At 28.2% G+C, this 17,205-nt stretch carries 18 protein-coding genes; 10 read left to right on the top strand and 8 right to left on the bottom strand.

The window, feature by feature from the left end:
• Positions 1–26 precede the first annotated feature (26 nt).
• From infC to AMYT_RS15115, 4 genes are all read left to right on the top strand, one after another.
• Positions 27–527, top strand: a complete 501-nt coding sequence (gene infC, locus AMYT_RS01070) for a translation initiation factor IF-3 (protein ID WP_407657355.1) — start codon at positions 27–29, stop codon at positions 525–527.
• A 128-nt stretch (positions 528–655) separates the two neighbouring features.
• Complete coding sequence (gene rpmI / locus AMYT_RS01065; protein WP_114840725.1) at positions 656–850, top strand: 50S ribosomal protein L35; 195 nt, start codon at positions 656–658, stop codon at positions 848–850.
• Between the two features lie 102 nt (positions 851–952).
• Positions 953–1,312, top strand: coding sequence for a 50S ribosomal protein L20 (rplT, locus tag AMYT_RS01060; RefSeq protein ID WP_114840724.1), 360 nt, complete (start codon positions 953–955; stop codon positions 1,310–1,312).
• A 282-nt stretch (positions 1,313–1,594) separates the two neighbouring features.
• A complete protein-coding gene (locus tag AMYT_RS15115; protein WP_265936027.1) occupies positions 1,595–1,723 on the top strand; it encodes a hypothetical protein in 129 nt (42 codons plus the stop codon).
• Positions 1,724–2,104: 381 nt separating this feature from the next.
• On the opposite strand, the gene AMYT_RS01050 is transcribed toward AMYT_RS15115, so the two are convergent.
• From AMYT_RS01050 to glmM, 8 genes are all read right to left on the bottom strand, one after another.
• Complete coding sequence (locus AMYT_RS01050) at positions 2,105–3,295, bottom strand: rhodanese-like domain-containing protein (RefSeq protein WP_114840722.1); 1,191 nt, start codon at positions 3,293–3,295, stop codon at positions 2,105–2,107.
• 20 nt (positions 3,296–3,315) lie between these two features.
• Positions 3,316–4,770: an NAD(P)/FAD-dependent oxidoreductase gene (locus tag AMYT_RS01045; protein ID WP_114840721.1), complete on the bottom strand. Its 1,455-nt coding sequence runs from the start codon at positions 4,768–4,770 to the stop codon at positions 3,316–3,318.
• A 224-nt stretch (positions 4,771–4,994) separates the two neighbouring features.
• Positions 4,995–5,228 (bottom strand): hypothetical protein, encoded by a 234-nt coding sequence (locus AMYT_RS01040; RefSeq protein WP_114840720.1) that lies wholly within the window; start codon positions 5,226–5,228, stop codon positions 4,995–4,997.
• A 43-nt stretch (positions 5,229–5,271) separates the two neighbouring features.
• Positions 5,272–6,735, bottom strand: coding sequence for an NAD(P)/FAD-dependent oxidoreductase (locus tag AMYT_RS01035; RefSeq protein WP_114840719.1), 1,464 nt, complete (start codon positions 6,733–6,735; stop codon positions 5,272–5,274).
• Positions 6,736–6,836: 101 nt separating this feature from the next.
• Positions 6,837–7,409, bottom strand: coding sequence for a molybdenum cofactor guanylyltransferase MobA (gene mobA / locus AMYT_RS01030; RefSeq protein WP_228197878.1), 573 nt, complete (start codon positions 7,407–7,409; stop codon positions 6,837–6,839).
• 2 nt (positions 7,410–7,411) lie between these two features.
• Positions 7,412–8,680, bottom strand: a complete 1,269-nt coding sequence (gene leuC / locus AMYT_RS01025) for a 3-isopropylmalate dehydratase large subunit (RefSeq protein WP_114840717.1) — start codon at positions 8,678–8,680, stop codon at positions 7,412–7,414.
• Between the two features lie 68 nt (positions 8,681–8,748).
• Positions 8,749–9,198, bottom strand: a complete 450-nt coding sequence (gene lspA / locus AMYT_RS01020) for a signal peptidase II (protein WP_114840716.1) — start codon at positions 9,196–9,198, stop codon at positions 8,749–8,751.
• Positions 9,195–10,529: a phosphoglucosamine mutase gene (glmM, locus tag AMYT_RS01015; RefSeq protein WP_114840715.1), complete on the bottom strand. Its 1,335-nt coding sequence runs from the start codon at positions 10,527–10,529 to the stop codon at positions 9,195–9,197. The genes lspA and glmM overlap by 4 nt, the downstream gene beginning before the upstream one ends.
• Before the next feature lie 84 nt (positions 10,530–10,613).
• Here glmM and rpsT point away from each other — a divergent pair, with 84 nt between their 5' ends.
• The 6 genes from rpsT (at position 10,614) to pstA (ending at position 17,197) form a co-directional block, all read left to right on the top strand.
• The gene (rpsT, locus tag AMYT_RS01010; protein ID WP_114840714.1) at positions 10,614–10,874 is read left to right on the top strand and encodes a 30S ribosomal protein S20; all 261 of its coding nucleotides are present in this window, start codon (positions 10,614–10,616) and stop codon (positions 10,872–10,874) included.
• Between the two features lie 25 nt (positions 10,875–10,899).
• Positions 10,900–11,967, top strand: coding sequence for a peptide chain release factor 1 (gene prfA / locus AMYT_RS01005; protein ID WP_114840713.1), 1,068 nt, complete (start codon positions 10,900–10,902; stop codon positions 11,965–11,967).
• A 141-nt stretch (positions 11,968–12,108) separates the two neighbouring features.
• The gene (locus AMYT_RS01000) at positions 12,109–13,161 is read left to right on the top strand and encodes a PstS family phosphate ABC transporter substrate-binding protein (protein WP_228197877.1); all 1,053 of its coding nucleotides are present in this window, start codon (positions 12,109–12,111) and stop codon (positions 13,159–13,161) included.
• A 108-nt stretch (positions 13,162–13,269) separates the two neighbouring features.
• The gene (locus AMYT_RS00995; RefSeq protein WP_114840711.1) at positions 13,270–15,021 is read left to right on the top strand and encodes a GGDEF domain-containing protein; all 1,752 of its coding nucleotides are present in this window, start codon (positions 13,270–13,272) and stop codon (positions 15,019–15,021) included.
• Between the two features lie 59 nt (positions 15,022–15,080).
• Positions 15,081–16,010: a phosphate ABC transporter permease subunit PstC gene (gene pstC / locus AMYT_RS00990; protein WP_114840710.1), complete on the top strand. Its 930-nt coding sequence runs from the start codon at positions 15,081–15,083 to the stop codon at positions 16,008–16,010.
• Positions 16,007–17,197, top strand: coding sequence for a phosphate ABC transporter permease PstA (gene pstA / locus AMYT_RS00985; protein WP_114840709.1), 1,191 nt, complete (start codon positions 16,007–16,009; stop codon positions 17,195–17,197). Before pstC ends, pstA begins: the two co-directional genes overlap by 4 nt.
• The last annotated feature ends 8 nt before the right edge of the window (positions 17,198–17,205 follow it).

Below are 17,205 nucleotides of genomic sequence, written 5' to 3'. Positions count from 1 at the left end.
GAAACAATAAAAAAGACGATGTAATAATGAATGAGGAAATTACAGTAAAAGAAGTAAGATGTATGAGTGATGATGGTACAAATTATGGAATCATCTCAACAAAAGATGCTCTTGCAACTGCAGAAGAATTAGGGCTAGACTTAGTACTTATTGCGCCAGAAGCAAAACCTCCTGTTGCTAAAATTATGGATTATGGTAAATTTAGATACCAACAAGAGAAAAAGAAAAAAGAAGCTAAGAAAAAACAAAAAATCATTGAAATTAAAGAGATTAAATTATCTGTAAAAATTGCTGACAATGATATTAACTATAAAGTTAAACATGCTATTGAATTTTTAGAAGAAGGAAAGCATGTAAGATTTAGAGTATTCCTAAAAGGTAGAGAGATGGCTCACCCTGAATCAGGAATTGAAGTTCTAAATAGAATTTGGCCAATGCTTGAAGAATTTGGAGTAATGGACAAAGAACCAAAACTTGAAGGAAGATATGTAAATATGCTAGTTCTTCCAAAGGAAAAAAATAAATAATCTTAAATAGTAGTAGAAACTCTACTACTATTGTTCTATATACTTAAACTTATTCAAAGCTTATTTTAAGTAAAATCACGAACTTTTTCAATTATATGAAAATGCAAATTTTAAGAAAGGATTCCACAATGCCAAAGATGAAATCTAATAGTGGAGCTTTAAAGAGATTTAAAGTGAAAAAAAATGGTTCTATTAAAAGAGGTTCAGCTTTTAGAAGCCATATCTTAACTAAAAAGAGCCCAAAAAGAAAAAGAAACCTAAGAGGTCCACAAACTGTTGCAGCTGTTGATACTGCAAGAGTTAAAAAAATGTTAAATTGTTAATAAGGTAATTTTTATAAAATTACAAGTCCCTCCACATAAAGTGGACAAGTTCGATTTATAAAATCGACACCTATTAAAATATACGGTAAAGAAAGGAAAAATATGCCAAGAGTTAAAACTGGTGTAGTTAGAAGAAGAAGACATAAAAAAGTTTTAAAAGCTGCTAGAGGATTTTTTAGCGGTAGAAGAAAACACTTTAGAAAAGCGAAAGAACAATTAGAAAGAAGTTTAGTTTACGCTTATAGAGATAGAAGACAAAAGAAAAGAGATATTAGAAAGCTTTGGATCATCAGAATCAACGCTGCTTGTAGATTAAATGATATTAACTATTCAAGATTTATGAATGGATTAAAATTAGCTAATATTGAATTAGATAGAAAAATCTTAGCTGATTTAGCTATGCATGATGCAGCAGCATTTGCAGCATTAGTAGTTAAAGCTAAAGAAGCATTAGCAGCATAATTTTTTAAATTTGCAAATAAAAAGGTAAGAAGTTATCTTCTTACCTTTTTTTTATACCTTTATTCCTATATCTTAACTTATAATAAATCTATTTAATTAAAAAATATAAACAAAAAATCTATAAGATTAAATTTTTTTAAACCAAAAAGTAATAATTAATATTATCTTAAGTTTATATTTTTTATAATGATTTTAATTATTAATATTATACTAAGGAGTTTAATATGGAAAAATTTGGTATTTAATGACTTTGCTAATTTTTCAATATTAAATAAAAAAGAAATGAAAGACACTGAAGGGAAATTTATACAAATTATTGTGCCGTTAGCTTTTGGTTGGGGACTTACTACAGCAAATGCTCCTACTGTAGGAAATAATTGTGGAAGTTGCCATTCTAATAAAGTTTGTTAATGATATTTATTTATGGATTAATAAAATTTCTTGAGTGTTATCTTTTTTTTTATATAAAACAATTAAAAATATATGAAGCAATAATAGTTGCAATTGGATTTTTTATTCATTTTTCTACACTTGGGAAACAACTAACTTTGATATATTTGTTAATACTATATCTATATCTATTTTATTTAATATATTTAACATATAAAATAAAAAAGATTTCTACATCATTCAAATTTCCTATGTTAATAGTAATTTTAATTGCTATTAACTTATTTTATACCTATTTAAAATAAGGAGTAATTATGTTAAAAATACCGTTACCTCATATTTTTACTTTTATAAATTATATATATTTTATCTGTATCAATCTAAAAGATTGATACAGAACTTTTACTCTAAAGGTTCATTTACTTCAATAGTACAATTATTACCTTTGCAACTTACATTTGCATCAAAATAGTAAATTTCAGATACATCATATTTTTCATCATTTAATTTTGCCCAAGCTTCAAGTGATCTTCCACCTGCACTACAATTAAATACAATTGTTTTATCTTTAGGTAATTTTTCATATAACTCTTTTGCAGTTAATTTTCCAGCTTCAATATTTATAGCATTTTTAAAATGTCCCTCAGCAAACTCAGCTTTTGATCTAACATCTACAATTTGAATAAATGAAGGTACATTATTAGCTAAAATTTGAACCTTTAACCAATCACCATCAACAGTTCCCTCATCACTTCCAAGCTTTAATCCTTTTGAACTAAACTGTTTTTTAGCACTTACTTTAGCAACTTCTGCTACTTTTGCACCTGCTGTTGTTGGAAGTTTTTCTTTTTTCCATTGTGGAACTCCACCTGCATAAACAAAAACATTTTTATATCCTAAAGATACTAACTTATCAGCAACAATATGCGATTTTTCACATTTAAATCCACCACAAAATACTATAATTTTTTCATTTTTGTTAGATGGAAATCTTCCTACTAATTCTTCTAATTGTGTATCAGGAATAGATATTGCTCCTACAATTGTTTCTTTTAAATAAAGTTTATAAGGTCTTGCATCTATTAAAACTGCTGAGTTATTATTCATAGTTGCTTTAACTACTACTGTATCAACCTCTGCATAATTGTTTTTTATCCATTCAGGTTCTCCTCCTGGATAAACTTTTACATTTTTAAAACCTTTTTTTATTAATAAATTTGCAACAATAGGACTTTTTTCACAACTATATCCACCACAATATACTATAATTTCTTTATCTTTTGATATATTTTCAACTATTTTATAATACTCTTCAAACTTAGTATCTGGGATATTTACACTTGTAGGAATTGTACTTTTTAAGTATTTTGCATTTGGTCTAGCATCAACTAAAATAGCACTTGCTGTTGCACTTGTACCATTTCCTATTGCTTTTTTTACATAATTATAATCTACACTTTGTAATTTATATTGCTCAATTAAGTGTTTAACTTTTTCATTTGGTTGTTTTATAGATACATTAGAAGTACTTGTACACCCTGAAAAAATCAATCCTGCAACTAAAACACTTTTTACTAATAATAAGTTTTTCATTTTCTTCCCTTTATTTTAAATTATGCTCTACCTGACAACATTCCATACATTGTCATAGGTTTTAATACATAGGCTTTTAATAACCACCAAATATACCTCTCTTGTGTTGGGTCAAGGGGAAAAGATGGTGTTGGTTTCATACTCCAATCAAACTCAGCTAACATAACTTTTCCAATATCTGTTATTATAGGACATACAGTATATCCATCATATTTTGCCTCTAATGGTTTATTATTTATAAGAGCCATAATATTGTCAGCAACCACTTTATATTGTTTTCTTACACTTCCTCCTGTTTTTCCCAAAGGAACTGCTGCAACATCTCCTAAAGAGAAAACATTTTTATATTTTACATGTTGTAAAGTCTCTTTATTTACAGGAACCCAACCTTTTGCAGAACCTAAAGCAGAGTTTCCTATCTCATCTGGAGCTTTCATAGGTGGAGCTATATGTAAAAAATCATAAGGAACACTTACATTTTCACTTTTTTTAATAACTTCATACTCTTCTAAATCTTTATCCCAAGCACCTTTTTCTTGCCAATGATGATTAAAAGTTGCAACTTTATTTTTTAAATCAACTTCAATTAAATTATGCCCATATTTCCAATACATATTTCTTTGTTTATACTGTTCAATAATAGCATCTTCATACTCTTTTACGCTAAACATTTTATTTCCATTAGGGTAAAAAGTCATATTAACATTAGCTCTTGCTTCTTTTGAAACTTCATTTAATCTTGCATTCATTAAATACATCATTTTTTTAGGAGCACCACCACATTTAATAGCCGTATCTGGGTGTGTAAATACAGCATTTTGTTTTATGCCCTTTGAAGCATTTTCTATGCACTTTTGCATATTTTCCCATGTAATTTCAGCTGCTTGAACATTATATACTGTACTTGCACCACTATTTTTAAAAAGCTTTATTATACTTTGTGAATCTTGTATAGTATAGTAATTTGATAACTCTTCTAAACCTTTGATTTTAGCAAAATCTAAAACAACACCTGTTGCAATTATCAAATAATCATATGTAAATTTTCCACTATTTATTGTTTCTACTATATTATTATCAGGCTCAAAGGCAACTGCTTTATCATTTATAAATTCTACTTCTTTTGGTAAAAAATCTTTTGTATTAAATAATACATCCTCTTTTTTATATAAGCCTGCCCCAATAAAAGTATTTCCAGGTTGATATGATACTGATTTTAAGTTTGGCTCAATTATTGTAATTTTTGCATTATCTAAACCATTATTTAATCTAGCAGCTGTTGAAATTCCAGCTAAACCTCCACCAATAATTAGTATTTTTACATTTTTCCCATCTAGCTTTTTTGCTGAAGCTTGTGCTTCTTCATTAATCATAAATAAAGCACTTGATGCACCTAATAACTTTATAGCCTCTCTTCTTGATAGACCTTCTTTTTTTAAATTTTCATCTAAAATTTTTTCTAATTTGTCATTCATTATAGTCTCCTTCCATTTGACTATTAAAAATCACTTAATAATATTATATACACAATTGTATTTATAATTGGTTTAAAATTAATAAAAAAACTCACTTTTTTATTAAATTATTTTATAGAATTATAATTTTTCAATTATAAAAAGAGGAGTTAGAATAGTCCTTTTTATGGTGTATTAACAAATCTTATTAGAATTATAAGATTGTAAAATAACTTAATATAAAATTATTTTTTATTTATTTTATAAGTAAAGATTTTTTTGATTACTATTCTTGGAAGTAATATAATTATATAAATAATAAAAGTAAAAACAAAAGGATGAAAATATGTAAGTCCATATGCCCCAGCAGTTTTTAAATTAATTATATGTTGAAAAAAGTGAGAAGTAAACTCCTCAAAGTGCATCAAAGATGAAGCGAAAATTAAAATTGTTAGATATATTAAGATTTCTTTTTTCAAGTTCTTTCCTCTAAAAACAAAGAGAGTTCTCTCTTTGTTTTTATTATGCTCTACCTGATAACATTCCATACATAGTCATAGGTTTAAGTGCATAAACCTTTAATAACCACCAAATATATCTTTCTTGTATTGGATCAAGTGGAAAAGAAGGAGTTGGTTTTTTTGACCAATCAAATTCTGCTAACATAACTTTCCCTATATCTGTAATTAAAGGACAAACTGTATATCCTTCATACTTAGAAGTTAAAGGTTTACCTTCCATTGTAGAAATTAAGTTATCAACTAATACTTTATATTGTTTTCTTACACTTCCACCTGTTTTTCCCATAGGAACAGCAGCAATATCACCTATTGAAAAAATATTTTTATATTTTACATGTTGTAAAGTCTCTTTATTTACAGGAACAAACCCTTTTGCTGAACCAACAGCAGAGTTTCCAATCTCATCTGGAGCTTTCATAGGAGGAGTTATATGAAGAAAATCAAACTCTACATTTACATCTTCATTTTTATTTATCATTGCATACTCTTCTAAATCCTTATCCCACTCTCCTTTTTCTTTCCAGTGATGATTAAAAGTAGCAATTTTATTTTCTAAATCAACAGCAACCAAATTATGATTATATTGCCATTTCATATCTCTTGCTTCAAATTGTTTTACAATTGCATCATGGTACTCTGGAACTCCAAACATAGTTCCACCATTTGGATAAAAAGTTAGTTCTGCATTATCTCTTGCACCTGCTTCAACTAATCTTGCATTAGTTAGATACATAATTTTTTTAGGTGCTCCTCCACACTTAATTGCAGTATTTGGATGAGTAAATACACCTTTTACTTTTTGTCCAGCTTTTGCTTTAGCAATAAATTTTTGCATCTCTTCCCAAGTTTTTACAGCACCATCTACACTATAAATAGAGCATACTCCACTATCTTTAAAAGTATTTAATAAAGAACTTGCATCACCTAAAGTAGTAAGTTCTCCAATTGCTTCTAATCCTTTAATTCTTCCAAAATCTAAAGTTAATCCTGCTGCAATAATTAGAAAATCATAACTTACTTTTTCTCCAGAAGAAGTTACAACTATATTATTTTCAGGATCAAATTCAACTACTTTATCTTGAATTACTTTTGTTCCTTTAGGAGTGAAATCCTTACTTTCAAATTCAATATCTGCTTTTGTATATATACCAGAGGCAATTAAAGTATTACCAGGTTGATATGATACTGATTTTGGATTTGGTTCGATTATTGTAATATCTGGATTAGATAAAGAATTAGTAAGCCTAGCAGCAGTAGCAACTCCTGATAGTCCCCCTCCAACAATTACAATTTTTGCTTTAACATCACTAGCATTAAGAGTAGCAGCTTCAACTTCCGTTGATCCCATCAAAAATGCTGCTGATCCTAAACCTGCAACTTTTAAAGCTTCCCTTCTTGATAAACCTTGCTTTTTAAGTTCAGAATCTAATATATCTAGTGCTTTTTCAAGCTCATTGTTTGCCATTTTGCTTCCTTTTATAATTTTATCTTATAAAAGTTAGCATAGCAGAAGTTAGATAATATTATACTTAAACATAACTTAAACTTATAATAATAAATATTTGTTTAACTTATAATTTTAAGAGCTTTAAGATACTCTTCTTTATTATTTAAATTTAAAAATTCTTCTTCATCTTTAAATATTATTTTTTTACTTTTAACTTGGTCTAGAAGATAGCCTACTTTATGAATATCTTTCTTTAGCATCTCAGCTACAATAGGTTTTATATTTGTAGAAAAAACTCCACATAAATTATGTATTTTTTCAGTTTGGGCAACACAAATATCACTATCAATACTTTCTAATATCAATTGATTTATTGATTCAATTTTAACTAATGGAGTATCAACAGTTATTAGAAAAAATTTATCATAATTATAAAGTTTTTTTATAATACTATCTATTGCAACAATAGGAGAATATATTTCATTTTCCTCTAAAATTAACTTAGCTTCAAAATTAAATTTATTAGTTTTTGAAGAAAGAAATATTTTTGTAAAATAAGGTTTTAATCTATCATATTGATATTGAGTTAGTGAAGATTTATCAAAAAAAGGAAGAAGAGATTTATCTTCTCCCATTCTTGAACTTTTGCCACCACATAAAATTACACAAGGTATTTTAAATTGTGGAATCATAATTATAGACTATTTGGATCAGTAATATATCCAGAAATTGCACTAGCAGCTGCAACTGCACTATTTGCTAAATAGATTTTTGAACTTCTACTTCCCATTCTTCCAACAAAGTTTCTATTTGTTGTAGAGATACATACTTCATTATCTCCTAAAATACCCATATATCCACCTAAACATGCTCCACAAGTTGGATTTGATACAACTGCTCCTGCATCAACTAAAGTATCAATATAACCTAATTTTGTAGCATCTCTTAGAATTTTTTGAGTTCCTGGAGTTAAGATAAGTCTAACATGTCTTGCTACTTTTTTATCTTTTAAAATCTCCGCAGCAACTTTAAAATCACTTAATCTTCCATTTGTACATGAACCAATAAATACTTGATCAACTCTAATTTCATCTGCCACTGCTTGAGAAACAGGATGTCCATTTGATGGTAAGAAAGGATATGCAATAACTGGTTCTAAATTTTCAACATCAATTTCAATAACTTGACAATAAGTTGCATCTTCATCACTATAATGAATTTTTGGTTCAGCTCTTAAAGATTCCCTTGTATCTAAAAACTCTTTTGTAATTTCATCATAAGCAACAATACCATTTTTAGCCCCTGCTTCAATGGCCATATTACATAAAGAGAATCTATCATCCATTGTTAAATAAGCAATTGTAGTTCCTGTAAATTCTAAAGTTTTATATAGTGCTCCATCAACACCTAAAATTCTAATAACCTCTAAAATTAAATCTTTTCCAGTAACATACTCTTTTGGTTTTCCATTAAATACTACTTTAATAGACTCAGGAACTTTAAACCAATTTCCTCCGGTAATCATCCCAAAAGAAATATCAGTACTTCCCATCCCTGTACTAAATGCTCCTAAAGCACCATGTGTACATGTATGTGAATCTGCACCAATAATAACATCTCCTGGTAATACTAATCCTTTTTCAGGTAAAAGTGCATGTTCAATTCCCATATCTTTTTCATCAAAGAAATATTTTAAGTTATGCTTCATTGCAAAATCTCTTGAGATTTTTGCTTGGTTTGCACTTGCAATATCTTTTGCTGGAATAAAATGATCTAGTACAATAGCAAAACCTTCTGGATTAGCAAGTTTTTCTCTCCCACTCTCTTCAAATGCTTTAATAGAAATAGGTGTAGTAATATCATTTCCAATTACCATATCTATATTACATCTAATGATTTCTCCTGCATATACTTCTCTTCCTACATGCTCACTAAATATTTTCTCAGTTATTGTTTGTCCCATTTATTACCTACTTAATATATAATTTGTCGCAAGATTATAGCTAAAAAAAATTTAACCTTTTAAAAGGATTAGTTTTTTTGATCTTTTTTAGTAAATATCTGCTTATAAATAATTATTGCCACCGCAAGGTTTATAATCATATCTGCTAAGTTAAAAATTGCAAATTCAAAACCACAATGCCAATAGATATAATCAACTACAGCTCCATAAGTAAATCTATCTAAAATATTTGATAAACCACCTGCAAAAAGTAGTGAAATTGGTAAAGCATACTCTTTTAGCACCTCTTTATTAAAATATAAATAAATTAGTCCACCCACTACTAAAAAAAGCTGAATATATTTTAAATACTCTTTTAGAAAAGAGAACATTGAAAAAGCTACCCCATAATTATATGCAAGCTGAAAAGATAAGCAACTTCCTTCATATCCCCAACCAAAATATACAAAAGCATATTTTATAAACTGGTCAAGGATAAAAACTACAATAAAAATACTTATTGAAGTAATTATTTTCATAACCTATCTTTAAAAAAACTTACTAATTTTTCCATATATTCATCAACAAGCTTTTTATCTTTTCCTTCAAGTAAAATTCTTAGTTTTTTTTCTGTTCCTGAGTATCTTATTAAATCTCTTATACCCATAGATTTTATTTCTTCTTGAAGTTCTTTTAGCCCTTCTAATTCATCTAAAGGTTTCTTTTCACTAACAACTAAATTTTTTAAAACTTGTGGATATAGTTCAAAAGGGTTTAAAGCTTCGCTAGCTTTCTTTTTGCTTTTTAAAATCATAGCTAATACTTGAAGTGCAGAAGCTAGCCCATCACCAGTTTTTGCCACATCAGAGAAGATTATATGTCCACTTTGTTCTCCACCAAAATTAATGCAAGAGTCTTTCATACACTCAAGAACATATTTATCCCCAACATCACTTCTTTTTAACTCAATTTTATGATCTTTTAAATAATCTTCTAAGGCTTGATTACTCATAACTGTTGCTACACAAGCATTTGTTTCTAGTAACTCTTGATTAGATAAATAAGTACATAAAGCACCTATTAGTTTATCCCCTGGTACAACTTCACCTTTTTCATCAATTACTACAAGTCTATCTGCATCACCATCAAGTGCAATACCAATATCTGCCCTTGTTTCTAAAACATATTTACCTACATTTTTAGGGTGTAAAGCTCCACAGTCATCATTAATATTAAATCCATTTGGTTTATTATTAATTGTAATTACTTCTGCTCCTAATTCTTCTAAAATTGTAGGACCAACTTTATATGCTGCACCATTTGCACAATCTAAAACTATTCTTAATCCATGAAGTGTTAAATCTTTTGGAAAAGAGCTTTTAATTGAAACAATATATCGTCCAATTACATCATCTATTCTTTTTGAAGAACCTATTTCTTTGCCTGTTTTTTGTTGAGAATTTAAATATTCTTCATCAAAAAAGATTTTTTCTATTTCTTTTTCACAATTAGAACTTAATTTATTTCCATGATTATCAAAAAATTTAATTCCATTGTCATCATAAGGATTATGTGAAGCACTTATCATAATCCCTGCATCACATCTCATACTCTCAGTTAAATAAGCAATAGCTGGAGTTGGCATAGGACCTATTTGTATCACATCATATCCAACAGCAGTAAGCCCAGAAACAAGTGCATTCTCAATCATATATCCACTTCTTCTTGTATCTTTTCCAACCAATATTTTATTTGTTGTAGAGTGTTTTCTAAAATATATCCCAGCAGCCATAGCTAACTTTATTGTAGTGATTGCATCTAAAAAATCACCTGCTTTTCCTCTAACACCATCAGTTCCAAATAGTTTCATTAAATCTTCCTAAATTTAAACTTAATTTAAAGTTACTTTAGGTAGTATTCTACCCTTAAAATTTTTATAAAGAGGTTAAATAAAATGGCAAACCATAAATCTGCTGAAAAAAGAGCTAGACAAACTAAAGTTAGAACTGAAAGAAACAGATTCTACAAAACTAGAATTAAAAACATTACTAAAGATGTATTATCTGCTATTGAAGCAAATGATAAAGAAAAAGCAACTGCTGCAGTTAAAACTGCGAATAAATACTTTCACCACTGCGTAAGCAAAGGAATCCTAAAAAGAGGTAACGCAGCAAGAAAAGTAAGTAGATTACAAGTTAAAGTAAACGCTATATAATATATTATTATTAAGTAAAATATAAATGTTAAAAAATAAACTACAGCCTTTTATAGATAGATATGAAGAAATTAACAAAATGTTAATTTCACCTGATGTTATTAATGACATCAAGAAAATGACAGATCTATCTAAAGAGCAATCATCAATCCAACCTATTGTTAAAAAAGCAAAAGAGTATATTCAAGTAGTTAATGATATTGAAGATAATAAATTGCTTTTAGAAGATGAAGAGTTAGGTGAGCTTGCAAAAGAGGAATTAAAAGAATTAGAACAAAAAAAACCTCAATTAGAAAATGAGATAAAAATTCTTATGATTCCTAAAGATCCAAATGATAACAAAAACATCTATTTGGAATTAAGGGCAGGAACTGGTGGTGATGAAGCTGCAATTTTCGTAAGTGACCTTTTTAAAGGTTACTTAAGATATGCAGAAAACAATGGCTGGAAAGTTGAAATAATGAACTCAAGTGAGAGTGAAGCTGGTGGTTATAAAGAGATTGTTGCTCTTTTTAAAGGTGACCATGTTTACAGTAAACTTAAATTTGAAGGTGGTACTCATAGAGTTCAAAGGGTACCAGCAACAGAGTCACAAGGAAGAGTTCATACTTCTGCAATCACTGTTGCAGTTATGCCTGAAGTTGATGATATTGAAATAGATATTAATCCAAATGATTTAAAAATTGATGTTATGAGATCAAGTGGTTGTGGTGGACAATCTGTAAATACAACAGATAGTGCTGTTAGAATTACTCACTTACCAACAGGTATAGTAGTAACAAATCAAGACCAAAAGTCACAGCATAAAAATAAAGAAAAAGCCATGAAAGTTCTTAAAGCTAGACTTTTTGACTTACAAATGCAAGAACAAATGGCTCAAGAAGGTGCAGATAGAAAAGCCCAAGTTGGTACAGGAGATAGAAGTGGAAGAATTAGAACATATAATTATCCACAAAATAGAATAACTGACCACAGAATTAACCTTACACTTTATAGACTTGAATACATCATGAATGATGGATTATTTGATGAAATCATTGATCCACTAATTGCTGACCATCAAGCAAAACTTATGGAAATGAGTGAAGTTTAACTTCCTCATTTTTCTTTAAATTCTTAACTTATTTTTTAAATAATCTTTACACTCCCCTAATTTTAAAATCAGTAACCAAAATGTAACCAATAAGTTTTATAATTTCTTTATCAAACATTTAATGGAGAACAAGAAATGACAATGAAAAAAACGACATTGGCTATTATAGCAAGTGCGGCGTTAACTGTTAGCTTAAGTGCTAGAGATCAAATAAAAATGGTTGGTTCATCAACTGTATATCCTTTTGCATCTGCTGTTGCTGAAGAGTTAGGAGCAACAACTAAATATCCAACTCCAGTAGTAGAATCTACTGGTTCAGGTGGAGGAATGAAACTATTTTGTGCAGGTGTTGATTTAAATACTCCTGATATTACAAATGCTTCAAGAAGAATGAAACCAAAAGAGTTCCAATTATGTGAAAAAAATGGTGTTACTGATATTACTGAAGCTGTAATTGGATTTGACGGTATTGCTTTTGCTCAATCAAAATCAAATAATCCTTTTTCTATTACTAAAAAACAATTAGCTCTTGCAGTTGCAGCTGAAGTTCCAGATAAAAATGGAAACTTAATTGCAAACCCATATAAAAAATGGTCTGATATTGATGCTTCTTTACCAAATAGAGAAATTATTATTTATGGACCACCAAAATCTTCTGGAACAAGAGATGCATTTGAAGAGATGGTAATGCAAGCAACTTTTAAAAAGATGAAAGAATATACTTCTTTATATGAAAAAGATAAAGAGGCTAATAAAGGGTATAAAAAATATAGTAAAGTTAGACAAGATGGAGTATATGTACCATCTGGTGAAAATGACAATATTATAGTTCAAAAATTAAATAAAAACAAAGATGCATTTGGTATTTTTGGATACTCATTCTTAGTTGAAAATGAAGATAAATTAATTGGTGCTAAAGTTGATGGTGTTATGCCAACTCCTGAAGCTATTGCATCACATAAATATCCAATTGCAAGATCTTTATTCTTCTATATTAAAAATGCACACGAAAAAGAAGTTCCAGCAATAAAAGATTATGTAAAATTATTTATGGATGAGATGATGATTGGAAAAGGTGGAATTTTAACTGAAATCGGATTAATCCCACTTCCAGATGAAACTAGAAAAGCTATTAGAGAATCTGTAGCAAAAAGAGAAAAAGTTACTTTAGAAGCTTTAAAAGCTAGCCATTAATAAAAAGAGGGACTCTCTCCCCCTCTTTCTTAGCTATAAATATAGGTCTTTATTATTTTGCGAACAAGTAAAAAAAGATCTATATATATAACTACATAAAGGCCTTTAATGTCATCCTCAAAACTTTTTACTGATGAAAACTTATCTTTATTACTTGATAAATTAGATTATGCCTTTCAACCAATTGTTAATACATACAATGGGAAAACCTTTGCAGTTGAAGCCTTAATTAGAGGTTATCAAAATTTAGGATTTCAATCTATCCCTGATTTATTTGATAATTTTTTTGAAAAAAAAATTTTATATAAAGTAGATTTATTATTAAGAAGAAAAGCTATTGAAAAATTTAAATATATAAAAATAGAGAATATCAAACTTTTTTATAACCTTGATAATAGACTTTTATTTATGCCAGATTTTGAAAAAGGTAATACAACTAAAATCTTACAAGAGTTAAATTTAAAACAAGATAGTATTTGTTTTGAAATAACAGAAAATGGCACTATGCAAAATAAGATAATGGTTAATAAAATACTAAATAACTATAAAAGTGAAGGTTATAATATTGCTATTGATGATTTTGGAACAGGAATTTCAGGATTAGAACTTTTATATTTAAGTGAAGCTCACTATATTAAACTTGATAGATTTTTTATAAGAAATATCAATAAAGATTCAAGAAAAAAACTTTTTTGTTCTTCAATAGTAGATATGGCTCATATTATGGGAATAAAAGTAATTGCGGAGGGAATTGAAGAAATTGCTGAATATTATACTTGTAAAGATATTAATATAGATTATATTCAAGGCTTTTTAATTTCAAAACCAACCATAAATATTGAGCATATTAAAAGTAGTTACGATAATATTCCCAATTTATTTGAAAATGATAGAAGAAACAAATCAAATAATTTAATAGATAAAGACTATATAGAATATATAGAACCTTTAAATATCAACTCTTCATTACATGATTTATTTTTATATTTTAAAGAATATCCAAATAATAACTTTGTTCCAATTATCAATGAATATAAAACTTTAATAGGAGTAATCCATGAAGTTGATATTAAAAAAATCTCTTATTCTCAATATGGTTTAGCTTTAGCACAAAATGTCTCTTTTAAATCAAAACTAAGTTCATATTTAAAACAAACTCTATCTATAGAAATCTCTTGGGGTATTGATAAAACCTTAGAAATGTTTAATCTAAAAGGAAATCAATCAAAAGGTATTTTTGTTACTAAAAATGGAAAATATGCAGGATTTATTAATGTAAATAATCTTTTATCCCTTTCATATAAAAGAAATCTAGAAATTGCACAAAATCAAAACCCTCTAACAAAACTTCCAGGAAACAATCAAATAAATAATTTTTTAAATGAAAGCTTTAAAAATGAACAAATTACACATATAGTATATTTTGATTTTAATGACTTTAAACCTTTCAATGATTATTATGGATTTAGACAAGGGGATAGAGCCATTTTAATCTTTTCTGAACTTTTACAAAAACACCTAGAAAAAGATACTTTTATTGCTCATATTGGGGGAGATGATTTTTTTATTGGCTTTAAAAATAAAGAGTTTGAATTTGTATATAAACTTATTGCCCAAATTCAAGAGGCTTTTAAAAATAATGTAAGCAGTTTATATAATGAAAAAGAGCTGCAAAATGGTTACATTTTAACAAAAGATAGATTTGGAGTACAAAGAAAATTTTCTTTACTATCTGTAAGTAGTGCTATTATTGAAATTTCCAATAAATCAAAGCAAGAAAACTTTGATAAAATTATTGGAAAAATAAAAAAAGATTCAAAGGAAATCCCCGTACCTATGGGAAGTTGCATACTTATGTAACCATACTGTAACCATTGTTTTATAGAATTTCTTAAATTTTATAAATAAAGGTAAGAGTATTGACACCCTTTGAAACAAGAAATAAATCAAGAGAGTTAAAAGAGAAACTGATTAAATTTTTACTTATTACAGCATCAGTTATTTCTATTTTAACTACATTTGGAATTTTATTTTCAATTCTTTTTGAAGCAATAGAATTTTTCCAATTAAGAAGTTTTTGGTACTTTATTTCAGGAACTGAATGGTCTCCAGGAATTGTAAATAGTAAATTTGGGGCTGTTCCAATTTTTGCAGGTACTTTTATTATTACTTTTATAGCAATGGCGGTTTCAATTCCTATTGGACTTGGAAGTGCTATTTATATGAGTGAATATGCTTCAGGAAAAGTAAGAAATGCTTTAAAACCATTATTAGAAATACTTGCAGGTATTCCAACTGTTGTTTATGGTTTCTTTGCAGCAATTACAATTGCACCATTAATAGTAAAAGTTGCAGCTTATTTTGGACTTGAAGCTTCATTTAACTCTGCCCTTGCTTCTGGAGTTGTAATGGGGATTATGATTATTCCAGTAATTGCTTCATTAAGTGATGATGTAATTAGAGCTGTTCCTGATTCTCAAAGAAAAGCCTCTTTAGGACTAGGATTAACTCATGGTGAAACTATTAGAAATATAGTATTACCCTCTGCTATGCCAGGAATTATCTCTGCAACACTACTTGGATTATCTAAAGCCTTAGGTGAAACAATGATTGTTGTTATGGCAGCAGGACTTAGACCAAATTTATCTATAAATCCTTTAGAAGATATGACAACTGTTACAGTTAGAATTGTTGATGCCCTTGTGGGAGATCAAGCCTTTGATTCACCTGCAACACTTTCAGCTTTTGCTTTAGGACTTATACTATTTGTTGTAACGTTAGTATTAAATATTGTGTCTTTAACAATGATTAAAAAATTCAAAGAAAAATATAAAGTGAATACATTATGATAATTAGAAGAAAAAATAAAAATAAAGAAGAAAATCCATTCTATGATCCAACATTAAATAAAAGACATAGAAGTTCACGAAGATTTAAAGCTTTTGCATTAGGTTCATTAGTTTTTTCAATTGTATTTTTAGCTTTCTTTTTAACAGATATTGTTACAAAAGGACTTCCTGCTTTTAAACAAGCTTATTTACATATTGATGTAACTTTTAATGAAGCTTCAATAAAAGATTCAAGACAAGCAATTGATAAAAAATATAGAAAAATTGTTTCAAGAGCATGGCTTAGAAATGTTCCAAGATTAGTTGAAGAAAATCCAACACTTATGAATAAAACTATGACGATGTGGGTATTAGCAGATGATCAAGTGGATCAATATTTAAAAAATCATTATTATAAGTTAAATAGAAAAGATAGAGCTTTAGTTGATGATTTAAAAGCTTATGGTCAAGCCGAGCTTAAATTTAATAAAATCTTCTTTACAAATGGAGATTCAAAAATTCCAGAATATGCTGGATTAAAATCAGCAATTGTCGGTTCAATTTTAACTTTAATTATTACTATGCTTGTAGCATTTCCTATTGGTGTTATGACAGCGATTTATTTAGAAGAGTTTGCAGAAGATAATAAATTTACACAGATAATTGAAGTAAATATTAATAACCTTGCAGCAATACCTTCAATTTTATTTGGTCTTTTAGGTCTTGCAATTTTTATTAATCTTTTTGGATTACCAAGAAGTTCCCCTTTAGTTGGGGGATTAACTCTTGCACTTATGACACTACCAATTATTATTGTAAGTTCAAGAGCTGCATTAAGAAGTGTACCTGATTCAATTAGACAAGCAGGATATGGGCTAGGTCTTACAAAAATTCAAGTAACTAAGGACCATGTTTTACCATTGGCTTTTCCTGGAATTATGACAGGTTCAATTATTGGATTAGCTCAAGCTATGGGAGAGACTGCACCACTTATAATTGTAGGTATGATAGCCTTTATTCCTGATGCACCAACAATGGTTACGGAAGCTGCAACAGTTATGCCAGCACAAATTTTTACTTGGGCAGGTATGCCAGAAAGAATGTATATTGAAAAAACAGCAGCTGGAATTATAGTTTTATTAAGTGTATTAATTTCATTAAATACCTTAGCAATATATTTAAGAAAAAAATTCGAAGTTAAATGGTAGGAAAAATT

It is taken from the genome of Malaciobacter mytili LMG 24559, from assembly GCF_003346775.1.
GTDB classification, from domain to species: domain Bacteria; phylum Campylobacterota; class Campylobacteria; order Campylobacterales; family Arcobacteraceae; genus Malaciobacter; species Malaciobacter mytili.
The sequence above is the reverse complement of the archived record's forward strand: the minus strand, read 5'-3'. Positions and strand labels throughout refer to the sequence as shown.

Coding starts and splice junctions, on each gene's coding strand:
- infC (WP_407657355.1), top strand. CDS start 27: ATGAATGAGGAAATTACAGTAAAAGAAGTAAGATGTATGAGTGATGAT.
- rpmI (WP_114840725.1), top strand. CDS start 656: ATGCCAAAGATGAAATCTAATAGTGGAGCTTTAAAGAGATTTAAAGTG.
- rplT (WP_114840724.1), top strand. CDS start 953: ATGCCAAGAGTTAAAACTGGTGTAGTTAGAAGAAGAAGACATAAAAAA.
- AMYT_RS15115 (WP_265936027.1), top strand. CDS start 1,595: ATGAAAGACACTGAAGGGAAATTTATACAAATTATTGTGCCGTTAGCT.
- AMYT_RS01050 (WP_114840722.1), bottom strand. CDS start 3,295: ATGAAAAACTTATTATTAGTAAAAAGTGTTTTAGTTGCAGGATTGATT.
- AMYT_RS01045 (WP_114840721.1), bottom strand. CDS start 4,770: ATGAATGACAAATTAGAAAAAATTTTAGATGAAAATTTAAAAAAAGAA.
- AMYT_RS01035 (WP_114840719.1), bottom strand. CDS start 6,735: ATGGCAAACAATGAGCTTGAAAAAGCACTAGATATATTAGATTCTGAA.
- mobA (WP_228197878.1), bottom strand. CDS start 7,409: ATGATTCCACAATTTAAAATACCTTGTGTAATTTTATGTGGTGGCAAA.
- leuC (WP_114840717.1), bottom strand. CDS start 8,680: ATGGGACAAACAATAACTGAGAAAATATTTAGTGAGCATGTAGGAAGA.
- lspA (WP_114840716.1), bottom strand. CDS start 9,198: ATGAAAATAATTACTTCAATAAGTATTTTTATTGTAGTTTTTATCCTT.
- glmM (WP_114840715.1), bottom strand. CDS start 10,529: ATGAAACTATTTGGAACTGATGGTGTTAGAGGAAAAGCAGGTGATTTT.
- rpsT (WP_114840714.1), top strand. CDS start 10,614: ATGGCAAACCATAAATCTGCTGAAAAAAGAGCTAGACAAACTAAAGTT.
- prfA (WP_114840713.1), top strand. CDS start 10,900: ATGTTAAAAAATAAACTACAGCCTTTTATAGATAGATATGAAGAAATT.
- AMYT_RS01000 (WP_228197877.1), top strand. CDS start 12,109: ATGAAAAAAACGACATTGGCTATTATAGCAAGTGCGGCGTTAACTGTT.
- AMYT_RS00995 (WP_114840711.1), top strand. CDS start 13,270: ATGTCATCCTCAAAACTTTTTACTGATGAAAACTTATCTTTATTACTT.
- pstA (WP_114840709.1), top strand. CDS start 16,007: ATGATAATTAGAAGAAAAAATAAAAATAAAGAAGAAAATCCATTCTAT.